Here is an 18,192-nt window from a genome sequence, read left to right on the forward strand (position 1 = left end):
ATGAGCGTGATTGACGAACCGCAGCAAGAACAGACCGCCGCCGTCCCGCAGGGCCATCCGCGCATCCTGGCGCTGGCGAATCAGAAGGGCGGCGTGGGAAAAACAACCACGGCGATCAATCTCGGCACGGCGCTCGCTGCGATCGGCGAGCGCGTCCTGATCGTCGATCTCGATCCGCAGGGCAATGCCTCGACCGGACTCGGCATCGATCGCCGCAACCGCTCCTGCTCGACCTATGACGTTCTGATCGGCGAGGCGAGCCTGCGGGAAGCGGTGGTGTCGACGGCAGTGCCGCGGCTGCATATCGCGCCCTCGACCATGGATCTCTCCGGCCTTGAGCTCGAGCTCGGCACCACGCCGGGTCGTGCGTACAAGCTGCGCGATGCGATCAGCGCGCTCAACAACAACGTCTCGCCCGACGCCGATTACACTTACGTGCTGATCGACTGTCCGCCCTCGCTCAACTTGATCACCGTGAACGCGATGGCGGCTTCCGACGCAATCCTGGTGCCGCTCCAGTGCGAGTTCTTCGCGCTCGAAGGTCTGTCGCAATTGCTGCAGACGGTGGAGCAGGTGCGCTCGACGCTCAATCCGAGCCTGTCGATCCACGGCATCGTGCTGACCATGTTCGACTCGCGCAACAATCTCTCGAACCAGGTCGTTGCCGACGTCCGGCAGTTCATGGGCGAGAAGGTCTACAAGACCATGATCCCGCGCAACGTGCGCATCTCGGAGGCGCCGTCCTACGGCAAGCCGGTGCTCGTCTACGATCTCAAATGCGTCGGCAGCGAAGCTTATCTGCGGCTCGCCACCGAAGTGATCCAGCGCGAGCGCGAGCTGCGGACGACGCATTGAAGCGGCGTTGATGCTACGAGTTACGAGTTTCGACAATTCAGTTCTGGAGTGCAGCGTGAATCCAAGGGAGCTGGCGATGGCCGACGAAGCGCGTTCGCGACTGGGCCGGGGTCTTGCGAGTCTGATCGGTGACGTCGGCGGCGAGGCTCAGCATGTCGATCGGCCGCGCGCGCAACGCAAGGTGCCGATCGAGTTCATCAAGCCCAATCCGCGCAACCCGCGCCGCACCTTTTCGGAGAGCGAGCTCAGGGAGCTCAGCGATTCGATCAGGCAGCATGGCGTGATCCAGCCGATCGTGGTGCGCCCGGTGAAGGGTGCGCAGGACCGCTTCGAGATCATCGCCGGCGAACGGCGCTGGCGCGCCTCGCAAATGGCCGGCCTGCACGAAGTGCCGATCGTCCCCGTCGACATCAGCGACAGCGATGCGCTGGAGTTCGCGATCGTCGAGAACGTGCAACGCGAAGACCTCAACCCGATGGAAGAGGCGCTTGGGTATCACGCGCTCGCCAACGAGTTCAAACGCAGCCAGGACGACATCGCCAAAGTCGTCGGCAAGAGCCGCAGCCACATCGCCAACATGATGCGGCTGACGAAGCTTCCCGCCGAGGTGCAAACCCTGATCACGACCGGCGAGCTGACCGCGGGTCATGCCCGCGCGCTGATCGGCGTGCCTGATCCGCTCGCTGCCGCCAAGCGCATCGTCGAGGAGGGCCTCAACGTCCGCCAGGCCGAGGCGTTGGCGCATGAAGAGGGCGTGCCGGAGCGCAAGCCGCAGAAGGCGCGCACGGGGGCGAAGGAAAAGGACCCTGACACGGTCGACCTCGAAAAGCGCGTCAGCGACGCGCTCGGGCTCAAGGTCACGGTGAGCCACCGCGACCCCGGCGGCTCGGTCCAGATCAACTACCGCAACCTCGATCAGCTCGACGAGGTGATGCGGCGGCTGGCGAAGGGCGCCCTGTAGCCGCTTGGTGTCGTCCTGGCGAAAGCCAGGACCTCATGCCGATCCACACGTCATTGCGAGCGCAGCGAAGCCATCCAGAATCTTTCCGCGGAGAGATTCTGGATTGCTTCGTCGCAAGGGCTCCTCGCAATGACGAGGGGACAGTGCGGGAAGCTCAGCTCCGCCGCTTCGCGTTTGCGGCGATCGCCATCAGCGTGCGCTGGGCGATGGCGGCGGCGAGGGTGGATTGCTTGCGGGTATCGAGCGCGGCGGTCGCGAGCTGCTCGATGATGACGGCGAGCCGCGCCACGCTGAAATTGCGCAATGCGGTTTCGACCGCGGGCTTCCGCGAAAAATGCAGGCGCGGATAGCCGCTGTCGAGCACCGCGGATGCGGGCGTGCCGTCGGCGATTGCGAGCGCCGATTTGTGCAGCCACGCCGCCTGACGCTGCGCCGCGGAGATGATCACGCCGGGGTAGGTGCCGGCGATCATGGCTTTGGCAAACTCGTTCTCGACGATCTCGGGCCGGCCGGCGAAGGCGCCATCGACGATCGGATCGAGTTTCAGTTCCGACGCATCGGCGACGACAGCCATCACGTCATCCAGCGTGATCTCGCCCTTGCCATGGGCATAGAGCGTGAGCTTGCGCAGCTCGTTGCGGGAGGCCTGGCGATCGCCGCCGAGGAACGACATCAGCGCCGCGCGGGCATCTTGCGCGATGCGCAAATTGGCGATGCGGAGCTCGTCTTCCATGAGCTTGGCGAGATCGCGCTCGGTATCGGGATAGCAGGCGATCGCGACGGCCGTCTTGGCGCGTTCGCAGGCCTTGCGGAGTGGCGATTCCGGACGCAGCTCGCCGGCCTCGATCACGATGCGGCAATCCCTGACGCCCATTTCCGCCAGCGTGTCGATAGCACTGGCAAAGCTGCGCGAGCCGGCGCGCACGCGGATGGCGCGGCGGCCGCCGAACAGCGGCACCGTCATGGCCTCGTCGACGAGGCGCGACGGCTCGGCGGAGAGCTCGTCGCCATCGACCTTGACCAGCGAGAAGGGATCATTGGGATCGTCGACGGACGAGGCGATCAGCGCATCCGCGCGTTCGCGGACCAGGCCGGCGTCGGGACCATAGAGCAGGATGATCGGACGGCCCGCATCGGGGCGGGCGAGAAAGGCGTCGATCTCTTTTCCGCGCAGCGCGACCATGTTGCCTGGGACTCGTCATTCCGGGCGAACCGGGGTGACGGGATGAATTAAGTGCCCGCGGTGAAGAACGAGGCGAGTCGAGTCGTGATGTTCTCGGCGATCTCGTTGGCAGCACGATCCTCGGCATCACGTACCGCGCGGTTGCGGCTGAAACGCTGATAGGAGCCGGGCATGTCGTAGGACACGCGGGAGAACGTGGTGCCTGTCATCACCGACTTGCCGCTGACGACCTCGATCAGATTGTACTGGGCGTCGAGGCCGTAGTTTTCGCTGCTGGGCAGGCCGGTGTTGGGATCGACGATCAGCGACGTCTTGCTGCTTGCGAAGCGGATCTCGAGGCGGTGGGTTGGCGGCATGCCAGTGGCGCTGCCATAGAGCTTGAAGGCCAGCGCGTTGCGGACCTCGACGCCGACCCGGGCCTCGCGTGAGGCATTGGCTTTGGCGATCGGGGGTAGATCGACCCCCATCAGCTTCTCGCGCAGACCGGGGGTGCCGTCGGTGTGCTCGGCATACATCGGGTGGAAGCAGCCGGCCGTCATGGCCGCCAGTGCGGCGACCGCCAGCAAGCGGGCTGCGATGCGGATCCTAGCCGACAACATTCACGATCCTCTTGGAGACGATAATCACCTTGCGGACGGGTTTGCCATCCAAGGCCAGTTTTACCGCATCGAGGGCCAAAACGGCAGCCTCGATTTCCGGATTCTCGGCCGCTGTTGCAACTGTGACCTCGCCCCGCTTCTTACCGTTGACCTGGACCACCAGGGTCACACTGTCTTCAACCAGCAAATCGCGTTCGATTTGGGGCCAATTGGCCTCGGAAACCAGCCCGCTATGGCCCAGAACCTGCCAACACTCCTCGGCCAAATGCGGCATCATCGGGGAGAACAGCTGGACCAGGATCTGGCTGGCCTCCCGGATCGCCCAGGCCAAATCTGGAGCCGGCTGGCCGGGACGTTGCAAGATCTCCGCAAACGCATTGGTGAATTCGCGGATATGGGCGAGGCAGACGTTGAAGTGCAGTCGCTCGATTCCGGTGGTGACCTTGTCCAGCGCGCCATGGGCAGCCTTGCGCAAGGCGGTGGCGTCCGGGCCGAAGCTGGCCGGCCGGGCCGTCGGCGCGCCCTTGCCGGGTTCCACAGAATCGTTCACCAGCCGCCACAGCCGCTGCACGAAGCGCGAGGCGCCCTGGACGCGCTCGTCGCTCCAGATCACGTCGCGCTCGGGCGGGGAGTCCGACAGCATGAACCAGCGGGCGACGTCGGCGCCATAGGTCTCGATGATGTCGTCGGGATCGACCGTGTTCTTCTTCGACTTCGACATCTTCTCGATCGGGCCGATCTGGATGTCTTCGCCTGACGTTAGCAGCGTGGCGCGGCGGCCGTTGGCGCCGGTCTCGACCTTCACCTCGACCGGCTGGACGTAGGTGCCGTCGGCCTTCTGGTAGGTCTCGTGCACTACCATGCCCTGCGTGAACATGCCCGCGAACGGCTCGTCCAGGGCGATGTGCCCGGTCGCCTTCATCGCGCGGGTGAAGAAGCGGCTGTAGAGCAGATGCAGGATCGCGTGCTCGACGCCGCCGATATACTGGTCGACCGGCAGCATCCGGTTGGCGACCTCTGGCGTCGTCGGAGCGTTCTCGTTCCAGGGATCGGTGAAACGCGCAAAGTACCAGGACGAATCGACGAAGGTGTCCATGGTGTCAGTTTCGCGGCTAGCCTTGCCGCCGCATTGCGGACAGGTGACGTGCTTCCAGGTCGGATGATGATCGAGCGCGTTGCCCGGCTTGTCGAAGGTCGCATCGTCCGGCAGTTCGACGGGCAGATCGGCATCCGGCACCGGCACGACGTCGCATTTCGGGCAATGGATGACCGGGATCGGGCAGCCCCAATAGCGCTGGCGCGAAATGCCCCAGTCGCGCAGGCGGAAATTGACCTGGCGCTCGCCGACCGGCGCGTTGCCGCGCAGCTCGCTCTCGAGACGCTTCGCCACCTCGTCCTTGGCCTGATCGATGGTCATGCCGTCAAGGAAACGCGAATTGATCATGCGGCCGTCACCGTCATAGGCGGTATCGGTGATGACGAATGATTTCGGATCCTGGCCCTCGGGGCACACCACCGGCGTGTTGCCGAGAGCGTACTTGTTGACGAAGTCGAGGTCGCGCTGGTCGTGTGCGGGACAGCCGAAAATGGCGCCGGTGCCGTATTCCATCAGCACGAAGTTGGCGACATAGACCGGCAGCTTCCAGCTCGGATCGAACGGGTGGACCGCGCGGATGCCGGTATCGAATCCCTGCTTCTCGGCGGTGTCGATGATCTCCTGCGCCGTGCCCATCCGCTTGATCTCGCCGATGAACTCGGCAAGCTTCGGATTCTTAGCCGCGGCTGCCTGCGCCAACGGATGATCGGCCGAGATCGCCATGAACTTCGCGCCGAACAGCGTGTCGGGGCGTGTCGTAAAAATCTTCAGCTCGCTCTCGCCGGCCGGCGTCGTCGTCGCGTCGAGCGCGAAGCGGATCAGCAGGCCCTCGGACCGGCCGATCCAGTTGCGCTGCATCAGCCGCACCTTGTCGGGCCAGCGGTCCAGCGTATCCAGTGCAGACAGCAGCTCCTGCGAGTACTTCGTGATCTTGAAGACCCACTGGTTCATTTCCCGTTGCTCGACAACGGCACCCGAACGCCAGCCCTTCCCGTCGATCACCTGCTCGTTGGCGAGCACGGTCATGTCGACGGGGTCCCAGTTCACCTTGCGCTTCTCGCGCTCGGCGAGGCCTTCGCGCAGGAAGTCCAGAAACATCTTCTGCTGGTGCTTGTAATAGGAGGGATCGCAGGTCGCGATCTCGCGGCTCCAGTCCAGCGACAGTCCGATCGAACGGAGCTGCTTCTTCATCGCGGCGATGTTGGCGTAGGTCCAGGCCTTCGGTGCGACCTTGCGCTCGATCGCGGCGTTCTCGGCCGGCAGGCCGAAAGCGTCCCAGCCCATCGGGTGCAGCACGTTGAAACCCTTGGCTCGCATGAAGCGGGCCAGTACGTCGCCAAGCGTGTAATTGCGGACATGGCCGATATGGATGCGCCCCGACGGGTAGGGGAACATCTCAAGCACATAGTATTTCGGCCGCGGATCGTCGTTTTTGGAGACGAAGATCGCCTGTTGGTCCCAGGCGGCTTGCCAGCGCGGTTCGGCGTCGCGGGCGTTGTAGCGTTCGGAGGTCATGGAATCGTTGGGTTTTCGTGGATCTGGCCGTCTAAAGACGGCGGACTAGGCCATAGAAGTCCTCGGGGGGTCAATGGGTTGCCGCTGGCGGCGCGGCGCCGCAAGGCTGCTCCGCAAAAATACGGAGAGTCCTGTTCGGCTCGCCGGGCCTGGTCACCGAGAGCGAGGTCGATCGCGTCCGGGCTGCGGGTTAGCCCTCAGCCCGCCATCATCATTTCCGCCGCGCCGTTGTCGATCACCGTGATGCCATGCTCGACGACGTTGTTGCGACCGCGGTGCTTGGCGGCGTAGAGCGCGGCGTCGGCGGCTTCGATCAAATCGCCCGGACGCAAGCTCTCGTTGGGCTTGGTCGCGGCAACGCCGATCGAGACGGTGACGATCATGTGGTCGGAGGTGATGTGCGGCAGGCCCAGCTTCAGCACGGCCGCACGCGCCTGTTCGCCAATTTCGACGGCGCGCGCCACGTCGGTGTTCGGCAGCAACAGGCAGAATTCCTCGCCGCCGTAGCGGGCCGCGAAGCCCATCGTGTCGGCGGCGATGCCGGACAGCGATTCGCCGAGCCTGGTCAGGCAAGAATCGCCTTCGAGATGGCCGTAGGTGTCGTTGAACAGCTTGAAATGGTCGACGTCGATCATCAACAGCGCGAGGTCGCTGCCATATTGCTGCGCGCGCATCCATTCGAAATCGAGGCGGCTCTGGAAGCCGCGGCGGTTGGCAAGCCCCGACAACATGTCGATCGAGGCCATCACCGTGAGTCGGTCATTGCTCGCCATCAGCTCGCGTTCGCGCTGGCTGAGCTGTGCGGCCATCGCGTTGAACGCGCGGGCGAGCGGCACGAACTCGGCCGGCAGGCGATTGCGCGCGGCACGCGCCGACAGATCGCCCTCGCCCAGACGCTTGGCCATGTCGGCGAGCATCCTGATCGGCTTGATCACCAGTTTCTCGGCTGCGATCAGCGCGCCGAGCAGCACGAATACGACGACGAAACCGAGCTGGAGATAGGCGGTGCGGATGTCGCGGCTCACGGCCGCGGACACCTTGTCCTCGTCGATGCTGGCGATCAGGCGGGCATTGGTTCCGGCGATGCGGATATAGCTGACCGCGCGGCGGGAGCCGTCGGCAGCGAGGAAAGAGAGTGAACCTTCGTCCTGGTCAGACCTCAGCGCCTTGTCGGCGATCGCGGACATCAGCGGCATGTTGTCGAGCGGACGGCCGATCGCACTATGCTGGTCGGCCGGTGCCGCCAGCACGGTGCCGGTGCTGTCGACCAGCACGGCCGTGATGCCGGCGCGCCCCCCCAGATTGCTCATGACCTTCGACATCCAGTCGAGGTTGACGGTGGCGAGCACGACGGCATCCGCTACGCCGCTGAAGGCGGACACCGGGTAAACCGCCATGACGGTCGGTGTCAGCACCGGGCGCGACAGGATGAAGTCGCTCAGGACGAAGCGGCCGGTTTCCTGCGCCTGCTGGAAATACGGCCGGTCACTGAGGTCCAGGCCGACATACATGTTGTTGGTGGCGCACTGGATGCGCCCGTCCTGGCCGGCGATCAGAAGCGTGCGGATCCAGGGAAGGTTCGACGGCAGGCTCGCGCGCAGCACGTCACAGCTCTTGCTGATGCCGCCGGCGGAGGCGCGGATGAAAGCTTCCGATTTCAGGATGGTCTCGACCGACGAGATCACCTCGCGCTGCGCATCGGCGCTGTGTCTTGCAACGGTGGTGAATTCGGCTGTGGCCTGTGCGATCTGCCGTGTGCGCGTGTCTTCCAGCGATCGGATGCGTTCGAACATCAAAGGCGTCACCAGAATCACCGCGAGCAACGCAAGCCGCGCCCGGATTCCGAGAACCTGCTTGAGTTTCGCTCGTTTGCGGTTGAAACTGACGTTTGACATCTTCGCTGCCCACCCCGCGGCTAAGGTAAAGCGAGGGGTTCAAAAACTCTTTCTTGAACTCGGTAAAATTAGAACTAGCTCCGCAACAACCAGCTCCGATGCGACATCATGACTGAAGCCAACGCCGCGCCGCTAACCGGCCATTCACCAAACGCGCTCGCCGCGGTCGAAGCCGAAATCGCGCGCGCCTGCAAGGATGCGCGGCGCGAGCGTGCCTCCGTGACGCTGATCGCGGTGTCGAAAACTTTCGCCGCGGATGCAATTACCCCGGTCATCGGCGCCGGGCAGCGCGTATTCGGGGAGAATCGCGTGCAGGAGGCCAAAGGCAAGTGGCCCGCGTTAACTTCTGTTTACCCCGATATCGCGCTGCATCTGATCGGCCCGCTGCAATCCAACAAGGCGAAAGAGGCAGTCGCGCTGTTCGATGCCATCCATTCGGTCGATCGCCCGAGCATTTGCCAGGCGTTAGCCAAGGAAATCGAATCCCAGAACAAGCACCCGGAATTGTTCGTGCAGATCAATATCGGTGAGGAGCCGCAGAAGGCGGGCATCGCGCCCGGCGAGGCCGATGCTTTCATCGCGAGCTGCCGCGACACCTACGGGCTGACGATCTCGGGGTTGATGTGCATCCCGCCGGTAGACGAGCCGCCGGCGGCGCATTTCGCGCTGACCGCCAAGGTCGCCGCGCGCAATGGATTGAAGAAGCTCTCGATGGGCATGAGCGCGGATTATGCGACCGCGATCATGCTCGGCGCCACCCATGTGCGCGTGGGCAGTGCGATCTTCGGGCGCCGGTGAGAGCCGTTAGCGACGGCAGAGCGCCATACGAACTCTCGATTTCGTCATTGCGAGCACAGCGAAGCAATCCAGAGTCCCTCCGCGGAAAGATTCTGGATTGCTTCGCTGCGCTCGCAATGACGGTGGTGTATGTGGGGCCTATTCAAACCCCACTGCCACCTTCCCCAGCGCGCCAAAGTCCGCGACAAACCGATCACCCGCCTGGATCGGAAGCGGCGGATGGCACGTGCCCGTGGTCACTACCTCCCCTGCCCGCAAGATGATGCCGAGGCCACGCAGCTCGTTGGCCAGCCAGGCCAGGGCAATGCGGGGATCGCCGAGCACGTTCTTGCCGTGGCCGAGATAGCGCTGGCCGCGTAGCGTGATCTGCGGCCGCTCTTCGACGAGATCCATGGCACGCCAGTTCGCATTCGTCGCTGCGCCCAGCACGAACAGATGCGCACAGGCGTTGTCGGCGATGAGCTGCGCCTCGCCGGCGCTGGCGAAATCGGCAAAGCGCGAATCGGGAATCTCGATCGCGGCATGCAAGCTGTCCACGGCGGCGAGCACCTCGTCGACAGTATATGGCGCCGCGCGCGGCGGCAGATCGCGCCCCATGCCGAAAGCGAACTCCGGTTCGCCGACGCGCATCGCGTTGCCCTTCATCGAGGCGGTGCCGCCATCGGCGATCACGGTGTCGCTCATGATCCGACCGGCCAACGGTCCCGCGACATTGATGTGCTTCTGTCCGGACTCGCTCGTTGCCGCGATCTTCCAGCCGAACAAAGTCCCGCTGAGCGCAGCCTGCACGGCGTAAGCCTCGGTGCGGTTCTGAGGCCGCAACTCTGGCTCCAGCGCGTCAAGCTTGGTGCCGTCGCGCCAATGTTTAACCAGGACCTGCGAAGCGGCGGCGATCTGATCCTTGTCGAGCATGTGTCCTCATCCGATGATGATTTTTGTTTTTGGTCCAAGCCGCCGCAGCAATTGTCGCATCGCCGCTTCGGTCATCGAGACGCAGCCTGCGGTGGGGCCGAAATTGTCGCGGGCCAGATGCAAGAACACCGCGCTGCCCCGGCCGGCGATCCGCGGCCTCGTATTGTGGTCGATTTCGATGATGAAGTCATAGAGATGGTCGGCCCGCTTGAGCCGGTCGCCGCCCTGCCCCTGGCGGAGGCGGATTCCCTGATTGTAATGACGGTCCTTGGGATCCTCGCACCAGGCGTCCTCGCCGGTGATGATCCGGGCCGGCAGGAAGGTCTGCGGGCGGCTGTGCCGGTCGCCCCGCCACCACAATCGCCTCGGACGGAAGCTGCCCCGCGGGGTGCCGCCATCGCCCTCGCGCTTGTTCGCCAGAATGCCGCCGCGTCCGAGCGCCACCGGAATCGTCAGCGCTCCGGCGGTCAGCCAGCCCCGGCGCGGCTTCCCGGCGGCAGGCTTAACGCGGATCACCGAGAGCGGCCCGGCGCTCCGGTTCATGGTGTAACTAGCTGAAGCAGCTTTATTTTTCATGTGAACGTGCGATGTCGAATTCATTACAGGACATTCATCAAAACGGCCTGCTATTCTAGGTTAGAGTGGTTCTGGCTTGTGAATCGGTAACAGCCCACTACTTCAAGACGAACAACAATAATAACGGCGACCCCTAAACTTCCCTCTCGGCTGGGTGCAGCATGGATGCGCGCCGCGCCGGACCCCAAAAGGATGACCCCCTATGGCCAATGCCCGCAAGATCCTGATCGTGGATGACGATACCGATCTGCGCGATACGTTGGTGGAGCAATTGTCGCTGCACGAAGAATTTGAAGCCTCCGCGGTCGATACCGGCGCCAAGGGCGCGAGCGCCGCGAAGGCCAATGCCCCCGATCTCGTCCTGATGGATGTTGGCCTGCCCGACACCGATGGCCGCGAAGTGGTCCGTTCCTTACGCAAGGGCGGGTTCAAGGCTCCGATCATCATGCTCACCGGGCATGACACCGATTCCGACACGATTTTGGGGCTGGAATCCGGCGCCAACGACTATGTCGCAAAACCCTTCCGCTTCGCCGTACTGCTGGCGCGCATCCGCGCCCAGCTCCGGCAGCACGAAGCCAGCGAGGACGCAGTGTTCTCGGTCGGCCCCTACTCTTTCCGGCCCGGCTCCAAGATGCTGACCGCCGCCAATGCGCGCAAGGTCCGGCTGACGGAGAAGGAAACCGCCATCCTCCGCTTCCTCTACCGGGCCGGCCAGATGCCGGTCTCGCGCGAGACCCTGCTCCAGGAGGTCTGGGGCTACAATTCCGGCGTCACCACCCACACGCTGGAAACCCACATTTACCGGCTTCGCCAGAAGATCGAGAAGGACGCCGCGAACCCGGAAATCCTGGTCACGGAAGCCGGTGGCTACAAGCTGGTGCCGTGATACGCTTCAGGGGCGTGCGAATCGTTTTAGATTGCGTGCCCTTGAGCCCCGGACCTGAATGTCAATCGACGATGATGTAGCGCTTCTCGAGCGTGTCCCGACACTGCGCCTGTTGGGAGACGCTTCGTTGCGCATGCTGGCGATCGGCTCCGAGCAGCGTGACTTCGTCCGCGGCGACGTCTTGTTCAATCTCGGCGACGATGCCGATGCCGGCTTCGTGGTCCAGCGCGGCGCCTTCCGGGTCGACGACGGCGCCGGTGCGGAGATGATCGCAAGTCCCGGTGCGTTGATCGGCGAGCTCGCGCTGATCGTGCCGATGAAGCGGCCGTCGAGCGCGATCGCGATCGAGCACGCCTCCGTCATCCGCGTCGCGCGCAGCCTGTTTCAGCGTGTGCTCGAAAGCGACCCCGCCGCCGCCGTCCGCCTGCGCGACGAATTCGCGGTGCGCTCCAGCCAGATCGCCAGCGATATATTGATGGCGGGTGCGAAGCTGACGTCGTGATGTCGTCCTGGCGAAGGCCAGGACCCGTCATCCCAAATGTTTCTGGCTTGGTGCGATTGCCGATGTCCTCGCGCAACAACGAAGATTGGTGTAATGGGCCTGGCTTTCGCCAGAGCGACATTAAACCTCGAGCGTCACCGTCACCGGCACATGATCCGACGGACGCTCCCAGCTCCGCGCATCGCGCAAAATCTTGAAATCACTCACCGCATCTTTCAGCGCGCGCGAGACCCAGATGTGGTCGAGCCTGCGGCCGCGGTCGCCGACAGTCCAATCGGCGGAGCGGTAGCTCCACCACGTGTAGACCTTTTCCGACATCGGAATGCGATCGCGCGCGACATCGACCCATTCGCCGGCGGCGAGCGCGGCTTGCAGCTTCTCGGTTTCGATGGGCGTGTGCGACACCACTTTCAGAAGCTGCTTGTGCGACCAGACGTCATTCTCATGCGGGGCAACGTTGAGATCGCCGACCAGGATGTGGCGATCCTCGCCGCGCGGATGCAACGGCTCGCACGCCTTCATCTCGTCGAGGAAGCGGAGCTTGTGATCGAATTTCTCGTTCAGCGCGGGATCGGGAATGTCGCCGCCGGCGGGCACGTAGAAATTATGCACCACCAGGGGTTTCGCGATCCCGGCCCTCTCACCGAACGACACCGAGATGTGGCGTGAATCCACCTTGTCGCAGAAGGTGCGGATGTCCTTCGACTCGAACGGAATCTTCGAGACGATGGCGACGCCGTGATAACCCTTCTGGCCGTTCAACGCGACATGCTCGTAGCCGAGCCGCTTGAAGCGCTTCAGCGGAAAAGCGTCGTCGATGCACTTGGTCTCCTGGAGACACAGCACGTCCGGCCGCGCGCTCTTGAGAAATTTTGCGACCAGATCGATGCGCAGCCGCACCGAATTGATGTTCCAGGTTGTCAGGGAAAAACGCATGAGATTGATCTAACAAACTCCATCCGTCATGGCCGGGCTTGACCCGGCCATCCACGCCTTTTTGTAGGTCCAGATTGTAGGTCCAGAACGTGGATGCCCGGGACAAGCCCGGGCATGTCGATCATCGCAGCAGCGAGTAAGTCTCAGCCCGGCGACGGGCCGTAATTGGTAAAATCGATCTTGAACATGCCGGGATCGAGCTTCTTGCTCGTATCCAGATTATAGACCGCGATCGTGGTGTCGTAGCCCTGCGGGTCGGTGACGGTCCACTGCTTCAACTGGCCGTCCTTGGCGCCGAACATCAGCAAGAGGCGACTGGTGCCGACCAGCGCCTGCTTCTCCTCGATGGTGACGCTGACGAAGACGTCGTCGGCCGAGACGTTGACGACGTTGGTGTCCTTCATCAGGTCGATGCGGTCGGACAGCAGGAAACGCAGCGGTGTCTGTGACAGCGGATAGACGTCCTGCGTCGCGAGCTTGCGGTCGCGCACCACCAGCGACGATCCGTCGGCGACGATGTCGATCGGGCTCGGCGCGTCATATTCGAAGCGCACCTTGCCCGGCTTCTGGATGTAGAAGTCGCCTTGCGTCTTGCTGCCGTCGGGGCCGACCTGGACGAAATTCCCGACCAGCGTCGACAATGACGACAAATAGGCGCTGACCTTGGCGGCCTGGGCCTTCTGGTTCGCATCGAAGGTCTGGAAGATGCTGCTCGGCACGTTGCGGCGTGGATCCGGAATCACCGGATTGGGCGGCGTCTGGGTCGCGCCGGTGACCGCGGGCCCTCCAACGGCCGGACCGCCGTCGCGGCCCTTCGGTGCAGGCTTCGGCACGGGAACGGTCTGCGCGAACGACGCCGTGATCACCATCGCGGCGGTGACGAGAATTACGCCGGCCATGCGCGCGCTCCGCGCGGCGACAATGGCAGCGAATCGAATGTCCGGATGTCTGATCAACGCGTCGTCCTGTGTGGCTGGGCGCCCTTTTAGCGTGATTTCGGCCAAAAGCAGATAACGTTTTTGCGTGAATGATGGTTTGAGGCGGCTCGCCTCACATATGGCTGTCTTCTTCCTCGACCAGGATCTCGCGCTTGCCGGCGTGGTTGGCGGGTCCGACGATGCCCTCCAGTTCCATGCGCTCCATCAGCGATGCGGCGCGGTTATAGCCGATCTGCAGGCGGCGCTGGATATAGCTGGTAGAGGCCTTACGGTCGCGTTTGACGATCGCAACAGCCTGCGAGAACAAATCGCCGCCGCCATCCGCGCCCATGGCGGACGCGTCGAACACCGCGCCGTCCTCGTCTTCGCTGGGTTCTTCGGCCGTGACGGCTTCGAGATATTCCGGCTGTCCCTGCGTCTTGAGGTGGCGCACCACCTTCTCGACTTCCTCGTCCGACGCGAAAGGTCCGTGCACGCGGCTGATGCGACCGCCCCCGGCCATGTAGAGCATGTCGCCCTGGCCGAGCAGCTGCTCGGCACCCATCTCGCCGAGAATCGTGCGGCTGTCGATCTTGGACGTCACCTGGAAGGCGATGCGGGTTGGGAAGTTCGCCTTGATGGTACCGGTGATGACGTCGACCGATGGACGCTGCGTTGCGAGGATCACGTGCAGGCCGGCGGCGCGCGCCATCTGCGCGAGGCGCTGCACCGCGCCTTCGATGTCCTTGCCGGCAACCATCATCAGGTCGGCCATTTCGTCGACGATGATGACGATGTAGGGCAGCGGGTCGAGCGAGAGCTTCTCTTCCTCGTAGATCGCCTTGCCGGTTTCCTTGTCGAAGCCGGTGTGCACCGTGCGCGTCGGCTCTTCGCCCTTGGCCTTCAATTCGAGCAAGCGCGTGTTGTAACCGTCGATGTTGCGCACACCGAGCTTGGCCATGTTCTTGTAGCGCTCTTCCATCTCGCGCACGGCCCATTTCAGCGCGACCACCGCCTTCTTCGGGTCGGTCACGACGGGCGTGAGCAGATGGGGAATGCCGTCATAGACGGAGAGTTCGAGCATCTTCGGATCGACCATGATCAGGCGGCACTGGTCCGGGCGCAGCCGATAGACCAAGCTGAGGATCATGGTGTTGATGGCGACCGACTTGCCGGAGCCGGTGGTACCGGCGATCAGCATGTGCGGCGTGCGTGCGAGGTCGATGATGACGGGATCACCGCCGATGGTCTTGCCGAGGCAGAGCGGCAGTTTCGCAACCGAATCGACAGTCTCCTTGGCGACCAGCAGCTCGCGCAGATAGACCTTTTCGCGATGCGCGTTCGGCAGCTCGATGCCGATGGCGTTGCGGCCCGGCACGACGGCGACGCGCGCCGAGAGCGCGCTCATCGAACGGGCGATGTCGTCGGAAAGTCCGATCACGCGCGACGATTTGATCCCCGGCGCCGGCTCCAGCTCGTACAGCGTGACCACGGGACCCGGATGGGCCTTCACGATCTCGCCGCGAACGCCGAAATCCTGCAGCACGCCTTCGAGCGCGCGCGAATTGGTTTCCAGCTCGGCCTTGCTGAGCGGCTGGCGATCGCCGGCCTTGGGCGCGGCCAGCACCGACACGGACGGAAGCTCGAACTTGTCGGAAGATTTCTTGGAAGCAGCCTTTGGAGCAGCCTTCTTGCGCGGCGCGCGCGCGGCGGGCTCCTCCTCCTCTTCCTCCTCGTGGTCTTCTTCGTGCTCGTCCTCGTCGTGCTCGTCTTCGGACTGCGGCGAGATCGGCGGCGCGGCGCGGCCGCCACCGAGCTTCGGCTCCTGACGGCTGAAGGCAACGGCCTTGGTCTTCGGTCCGCTCGAGACCAGCGAGCGGTAGGCCGCGCCAAGCAACCAGATCAGTCGTGCCTTCGTGCTCATCAAGGCGTGGAACAGCCAGCCCAGCGATACCGAACCGCGATCGCTCTCCTCGTCCAGGTCGAGCGGCTTGTCATCGTCCTCGATCTCAGCGAGTTCGTCGTCATGCTCGCGTGCGCCGAGGCCGCAGGCGATCAGGAAGGTCGCCGCCATCGCGGCGAACAGGATCGTGCCGAGCACGATGCGATAGATCATGCCCGGCGGTCCGAAGATCACCGCGGGCGCGCGAACCAGGGCATCGCCGACCACGCCGCCGAGGCCTGTCGGCAGCGGCCAGGCGCCGCCATGTGGCCAGCAGCTGACGAAGCCCGCCGCGATCACCGTGCAGAGAATCCAGCAGCCGAGCCGCAGCGCCTCGCGGTCGAACGGGCGATGGGTCAGCATGCGCCAGCCCCAGACCGCGACGGTCAGGACCAGCATGATCGCGCCGAGCCCGAGGATCTGCATCGCAAGGTCGGCGCCGATCGCGCCGGCATAGCCGAGAATATTGCGGATCGGCCGCGACGTTGCGTGGCTGAGGCTGGGATCCTGCACTGACCAGGTCATCAGCGCCGCCGAGGCGGCGCCCGACAATGCGATCAGGCCGAGACCGCTGAGCTCGCGCACGCGCCGCGCCAGCCCCTCGCGGATCGAGGGCGGCAGATGGCTGACCAAGGGAATGACACGTTCGATTGTCGACATGCTCATGGGCCCCGCCTAACCCAGAGTCTCGACCAGGCGGTGCAGCGCCTGCGCCGTGGTCTCGCCATCCTGCACAAGCGCAAGGCGAATGTAGCCTGCGCCGGGATTGAAGCCGTCGGGCTGGAGCCGCGCCAGATAGCTGCCGGGCACCACGCGCACGCCTGTTTCCTTGAAGAGTTTCAGGCACACAGACACATCGTCGCCGATTTCGGACGTGTTGAGCCAGACGCAGAAGCCGGCATCGGGCCGGCGATAGCCGTAACGATTGCCGATGATCTGGTCGGCGAGATCGAACTTGATGCGGTAGAGCCTGCGGTTCTCCTCGACATGCGCCTCGTCGCCGTAAGCAACGGTCGCGACATGCTGCAACGGGACCGGCACCTGCGGCGCCGCGATGTTGCGCAATTCGAGGAACATGCCGATGAGTTTTTTGTCGCCGGCGGCGAAGCCGACGCGCAGGCCCGGCAGGTTCGAGCGCTTGGACAGCGACTGGAACGCGACCACGCGGGTGAAATCAGGGCCAGCGCATTCGAGCGCGCTGCCGGGCGCTTCGCGGGTGTAGATCTCCGAATAGCACTCGTCGCTGAGGATCACGAAGCCGTAGCGGTCGGCGAGCTGCTTCAGGCGAATGAAATAATCGCGCGAGGCCACCGATCCCTGCGGGTTGGCGGGCGAGGCCAGATAGAACGCCACCGTGCGCGCCAGCGTCGCCTCGTCGATGGCGTCGAGATCGGGCAGGAAGCCGTTCTCGGCGGTGGTCGGCAGGTAGACCGGCTCGCAAGCAGCGGCGCGGGCGCCGGCGCCATAGACCGGATAGAACGGGTTCGGCATCAGGATCGCGGGCTTGCCGGGACGCGGGCCGACATAGCGCGCAGCCGCGATGGCGGCGAGGAACAGCCCCTCTCGGCTGCCATTGAGGACGAGAATCTCGCTCTCGGGATTGAGCGGTCGCGGCAGCTTGAAACGCGACGACAGCCAGGCGCCCGCGGCCAAGCGGAACGGGTCGGTGCCCTTGTTCGCGGGGTAACGGCCGAAATCGGCGATGTGCTTGGCCAGTACCGGGCCGACGAAATCAGGCACCGGATGCTGCGGCTCGCCGACGGCAAGCGAAATCAAAGGCTTGCCGGGCTGATGCGGTGCCAGCAGCTCGTTCAGCCGGACGAAGGGAGAGCGTTCGCTATCGGAGCTTCCACTGTCCTGCGGCGCACGGGATGAAGCGGTCATAGCCATTCTGGACGCCAGCACTCTTGGAACAGCCGGTCGCAGCACGGCGCCGACGGGAAGCGGTTCAGTTCACCATAGATAGGGCGAGGTTAAGACGCGATTAACCATCGGTCGCCGCCTCGGTCCAGAGCAGGAATAATGAGGCCACGGGCGGCTCTCGGAGCTGGTCATGCCATTGCGAGGGGGTGGACGTCTTGGCGATGTCATGGCCGGGCCTGTCCCGGCCACCCACGGCCTTTCCGACGGCGTCCAAGAACGTGGATGCCGGGACAAGCCCGGGCATGACGGCTTATGACGGCTTTGGCGGATAGGCGCCCTAATGCCCCGGCAGCTTCTCGAATGTCGCCATGCCCGCGGGGATCGCGTGGAAGTCCTGCTTGTCGCAGGTGTAGATCGCCATCTGCGGATGGAACTGCGCAGGTTCGTCCAGCGTGCCGACCTTCAGGATCGCCGCCGGCAGGCCGGGAACCTTGGTCACCAGATGGGTCCCGCATTGAGCGCAGAATTCGCGCGTGACGGCGCGTTCGAGGTCCTTGCGCGCGAATTGCTTGGGTTGCCCGGTGATGTAGCTGAAGCCAGCCGCCGGCATCGCGATGAAGGTGTTGGGCGCGCCGCCCGAGATGTACTGGCACTCGCGGCAATGACACTGCGCCTGCATCATCGGGTCGCCCTCGGCGACATAGCGCACTTCGCCGCAATAGCATCCGCCTTCCAAACGCATGACGACCTCCC

The 18,192-nt window shown here is 64.2% G+C and carries 16 protein-coding genes; 5 read left to right on the forward strand and 11 right to left on the reverse strand.

The annotated features are described in order from the left end of the window. Positions 1-855, forward strand: coding sequence for a ParA family protein (locus tag IVB19_RS00005; protein WP_018459645.1), 855 nt, complete (start codon positions 1-3; stop codon positions 853-855). Between the two features lie 76 nt (positions 856-931). Beyond that, on the forward strand, positions 932-1,816 hold the full coding sequence (locus IVB19_RS00010) for a ParB/RepB/Spo0J family partition protein (RefSeq protein ID WP_018459646.1): 885 nt from the start codon (positions 932-934) through the stop codon (positions 1,814-1,816). A 154-nt stretch (positions 1,817-1,970) separates the two neighbouring features. Here the strand turns inward: IVB19_RS00010 and holA are convergent, their stop codons facing one another. The 4 genes from holA to IVB19_RS00030 form a co-directional block, all read right to left on the reverse strand. Next, a complete protein-coding gene (holA, locus tag IVB19_RS00015) occupies positions 1,971-2,999 on the reverse strand; it encodes a DNA polymerase III subunit delta (protein ID WP_018459647.1) in 1,029 nt (342 codons plus the stop codon). A gap of 47 nt (positions 3,000-3,046) precedes the next feature. Then, entirely contained in the window at positions 3,047-3,598 is a 552-nt protein-coding gene (gene lptE / locus IVB19_RS00020; RefSeq protein ID WP_018459648.1) for an LPS assembly lipoprotein LptE, read from the reverse strand. Further along, positions 3,585-6,209 (reverse strand): leucine--tRNA ligase, encoded by a 2,625-nt coding sequence (gene leuS, locus IVB19_RS00025; RefSeq protein WP_247820859.1) that lies wholly within the window; start codon positions 6,207-6,209, stop codon positions 3,585-3,587. Before leuS ends, lptE begins: the two co-directional genes overlap by 14 nt. Positions 6,210-6,406: 197 nt before the next feature. Next, positions 6,407-8,104 (reverse strand): diguanylate cyclase domain-containing protein, encoded by a 1,698-nt coding sequence (locus tag IVB19_RS00030; protein WP_018459650.1) that lies wholly within the window; start codon positions 8,102-8,104, stop codon positions 6,407-6,409. Positions 8,105-8,212: 108 nt separating this feature from the next. Between IVB19_RS00030 and IVB19_RS00035 the strand changes: the two genes are divergently transcribed. Beyond that, positions 8,213-8,902 (forward strand): YggS family pyridoxal phosphate-dependent enzyme, encoded by a 690-nt coding sequence (locus IVB19_RS00035; RefSeq protein ID WP_018459651.1) that lies wholly within the window; start codon positions 8,213-8,215, stop codon positions 8,900-8,902. Between the two features lie 138 nt (positions 8,903-9,040). On the opposite strand, the gene IVB19_RS00040 is transcribed toward IVB19_RS00035, so the two are convergent. Then, positions 9,041-9,814 (reverse strand): 2-keto-4-pentenoate hydratase, encoded by a 774-nt coding sequence (locus tag IVB19_RS00040; RefSeq protein WP_247820860.1) that lies wholly within the window; start codon positions 9,812-9,814, stop codon positions 9,041-9,043. A gap of 6 nt (positions 9,815-9,820) precedes the next feature. Beyond that, the gene (locus tag IVB19_RS00045) at positions 9,821-10,390 is read right to left on the reverse strand and encodes a L,D-transpeptidase family protein (RefSeq protein ID WP_026233855.1); all 570 of its coding nucleotides are present in this window, start codon (positions 10,388-10,390) and stop codon (positions 9,821-9,823) included. Positions 10,391-10,592: 202 nt separating this feature from the next. Here IVB19_RS00045 and IVB19_RS00050 point away from each other — a divergent pair, with 202 nt between their 5' ends. Both IVB19_RS00050 and IVB19_RS00055 read left to right on the forward strand, forming a co-directional pair. Further along, on the forward strand, positions 10,593-11,279 hold the full coding sequence (locus IVB19_RS00050) for a response regulator transcription factor (RefSeq protein WP_007598630.1): 687 nt from the start codon (positions 10,593-10,595) through the stop codon (positions 11,277-11,279). A gap of 58 nt (positions 11,280-11,337) precedes the next feature. Then, positions 11,338-11,781, forward strand: a complete 444-nt coding sequence (locus IVB19_RS00055) for a cyclic nucleotide-binding domain-containing protein (protein ID WP_007598631.1) — start codon at positions 11,338-11,340, stop codon at positions 11,779-11,781. Between the two features lie 120 nt (positions 11,782-11,901). On the opposite strand, the gene xth is transcribed toward IVB19_RS00055, so the two are convergent. From xth to IVB19_RS00080, 5 genes are all read right to left on the reverse strand, one after another. Continuing rightward, positions 11,902-12,717: an exodeoxyribonuclease III gene (xth, locus tag IVB19_RS00060; protein WP_018459654.1), complete on the reverse strand. Its 816-nt coding sequence runs from the start codon at positions 12,715-12,717 to the stop codon at positions 11,902-11,904. A gap of 143 nt (positions 12,718-12,860) precedes the next feature. Further along, the gene (locus IVB19_RS00065; RefSeq protein WP_018459655.1) at positions 12,861-13,616 is read right to left on the reverse strand and encodes an outer membrane lipoprotein carrier protein LolA; all 756 of its coding nucleotides are present in this window, start codon (positions 13,614-13,616) and stop codon (positions 12,861-12,863) included. Positions 13,617-13,767: 151 nt separating this feature from the next. Further along, positions 13,768-16,242 carry a DNA translocase FtsK gene (locus tag IVB19_RS00070; RefSeq protein WP_026233856.1) on the reverse strand — a complete coding sequence of 825 codons (2,475 nt, stop codon included), beginning with the start codon at positions 16,240-16,242 and terminating at the stop codon, positions 13,768-13,770. A gap of 9 nt (positions 16,243-16,251) precedes the next feature. Beyond that, the gene (locus tag IVB19_RS00075) at positions 16,252-17,466 is read right to left on the reverse strand and encodes an aminotransferase class I/II-fold pyridoxal phosphate-dependent enzyme (RefSeq protein WP_247488080.1); all 1,215 of its coding nucleotides are present in this window, start codon (positions 17,464-17,466) and stop codon (positions 16,252-16,254) included. 310 nt (positions 17,467-17,776) lie between these two features. Continuing rightward, on the reverse strand, positions 17,777-18,181 hold the full coding sequence (locus IVB19_RS00080; protein WP_018459659.1) for a GFA family protein: 405 nt from the start codon (positions 18,179-18,181) through the stop codon (positions 17,777-17,779). Between the last annotated feature and the right edge of the window lie 11 nt (positions 18,182-18,192).

This window comes from Bradyrhizobium sp. 187 (assembly GCF_023101005.1).
GTDB classification, from domain to species: domain Bacteria; phylum Pseudomonadota; class Alphaproteobacteria; order Rhizobiales; family Xanthobacteraceae; genus Bradyrhizobium; species Bradyrhizobium canariense_D.

Bases quoted from the DNA above. Each gene is read 5' to 3' on its own strand.
- IVB19_RS00010 (WP_018459646.1), top strand. From the start codon at position 932: ATGGCCGACGAAGCGCGTTCGCGACTGGGCCGGGGTCTTGCGAGTCTG.
- holA (WP_018459647.1), bottom strand. From the start codon at position 2,999: ATGGTCGCGCTGCGCGGAAAAGAGATCGACGCCTTTCTCGCCCGCCCC.
- IVB19_RS00055 (WP_007598631.1), top strand. From the start codon at position 11,338: ATGTCAATCGACGATGATGTAGCGCTTCTCGAGCGTGTCCCGACACTG.
- IVB19_RS00040 (WP_247820860.1), bottom strand. From the start codon at position 9,814: ATGCTCGACAAGGATCAGATCGCCGCCGCTTCGCAGGTCCTGGTTAAA.
- leuS (WP_247820859.1), bottom strand. From the start codon at position 6,209: ATGACCTCCGAACGCTACAACGCCCGCGACGCCGAACCGCGCTGGCAA.
- IVB19_RS00070 (WP_026233856.1), bottom strand. From the start codon at position 16,242: ATGAGCATGTCGACAATCGAACGTGTCATTCCCTTGGTCAGCCATCTG.
- IVB19_RS00035 (WP_018459651.1), top strand. From the start codon at position 8,213: ATGACTGAAGCCAACGCCGCGCCGCTAACCGGCCATTCACCAAACGCG.
- xth (WP_018459654.1), bottom strand. From the start codon at position 12,717: ATGCGTTTTTCCCTGACAACCTGGAACATCAATTCGGTGCGGCTGCGC.
- IVB19_RS00030 (WP_018459650.1), bottom strand. From the start codon at position 8,104: ATGTCAAACGTCAGTTTCAACCGCAAACGAGCGAAACTCAAGCAGGTT.
- IVB19_RS00075 (WP_247488080.1), bottom strand. From the start codon at position 17,466: ATGGCTATGACCGCTTCATCCCGTGCGCCGCAGGACAGTGGAAGCTCC.
- IVB19_RS00045 (WP_026233855.1), bottom strand. From the start codon at position 10,390: ATGAAAAATAAAGCTGCTTCAGCTAGTTACACCATGAACCGGAGCGCC.
- IVB19_RS00065 (WP_018459655.1), bottom strand. From the start codon at position 13,616: ATGGCCGGCGTAATTCTCGTCACCGCCGCGATGGTGATCACGGCGTCG.
- IVB19_RS00080 (WP_018459659.1), bottom strand. From the start codon at position 18,181: ATGCGTTTGGAAGGCGGATGCTATTGCGGCGAAGTGCGCTATGTCGCC.
- IVB19_RS00005 (WP_018459645.1), top strand. From the start codon at position 1: ATGAGCGTGATTGACGAACCGCAGCAAGAACAGACCGCCGCCGTCCCG.
- lptE (WP_018459648.1), bottom strand. From the start codon at position 3,598: ATGTTGTCGGCTAGGATCCGCATCGCAGCCCGCTTGCTGGCGGTCGCC.
- IVB19_RS00050 (WP_007598630.1), top strand. From the start codon at position 10,593: ATGGCCAATGCCCGCAAGATCCTGATCGTGGATGACGATACCGATCTG.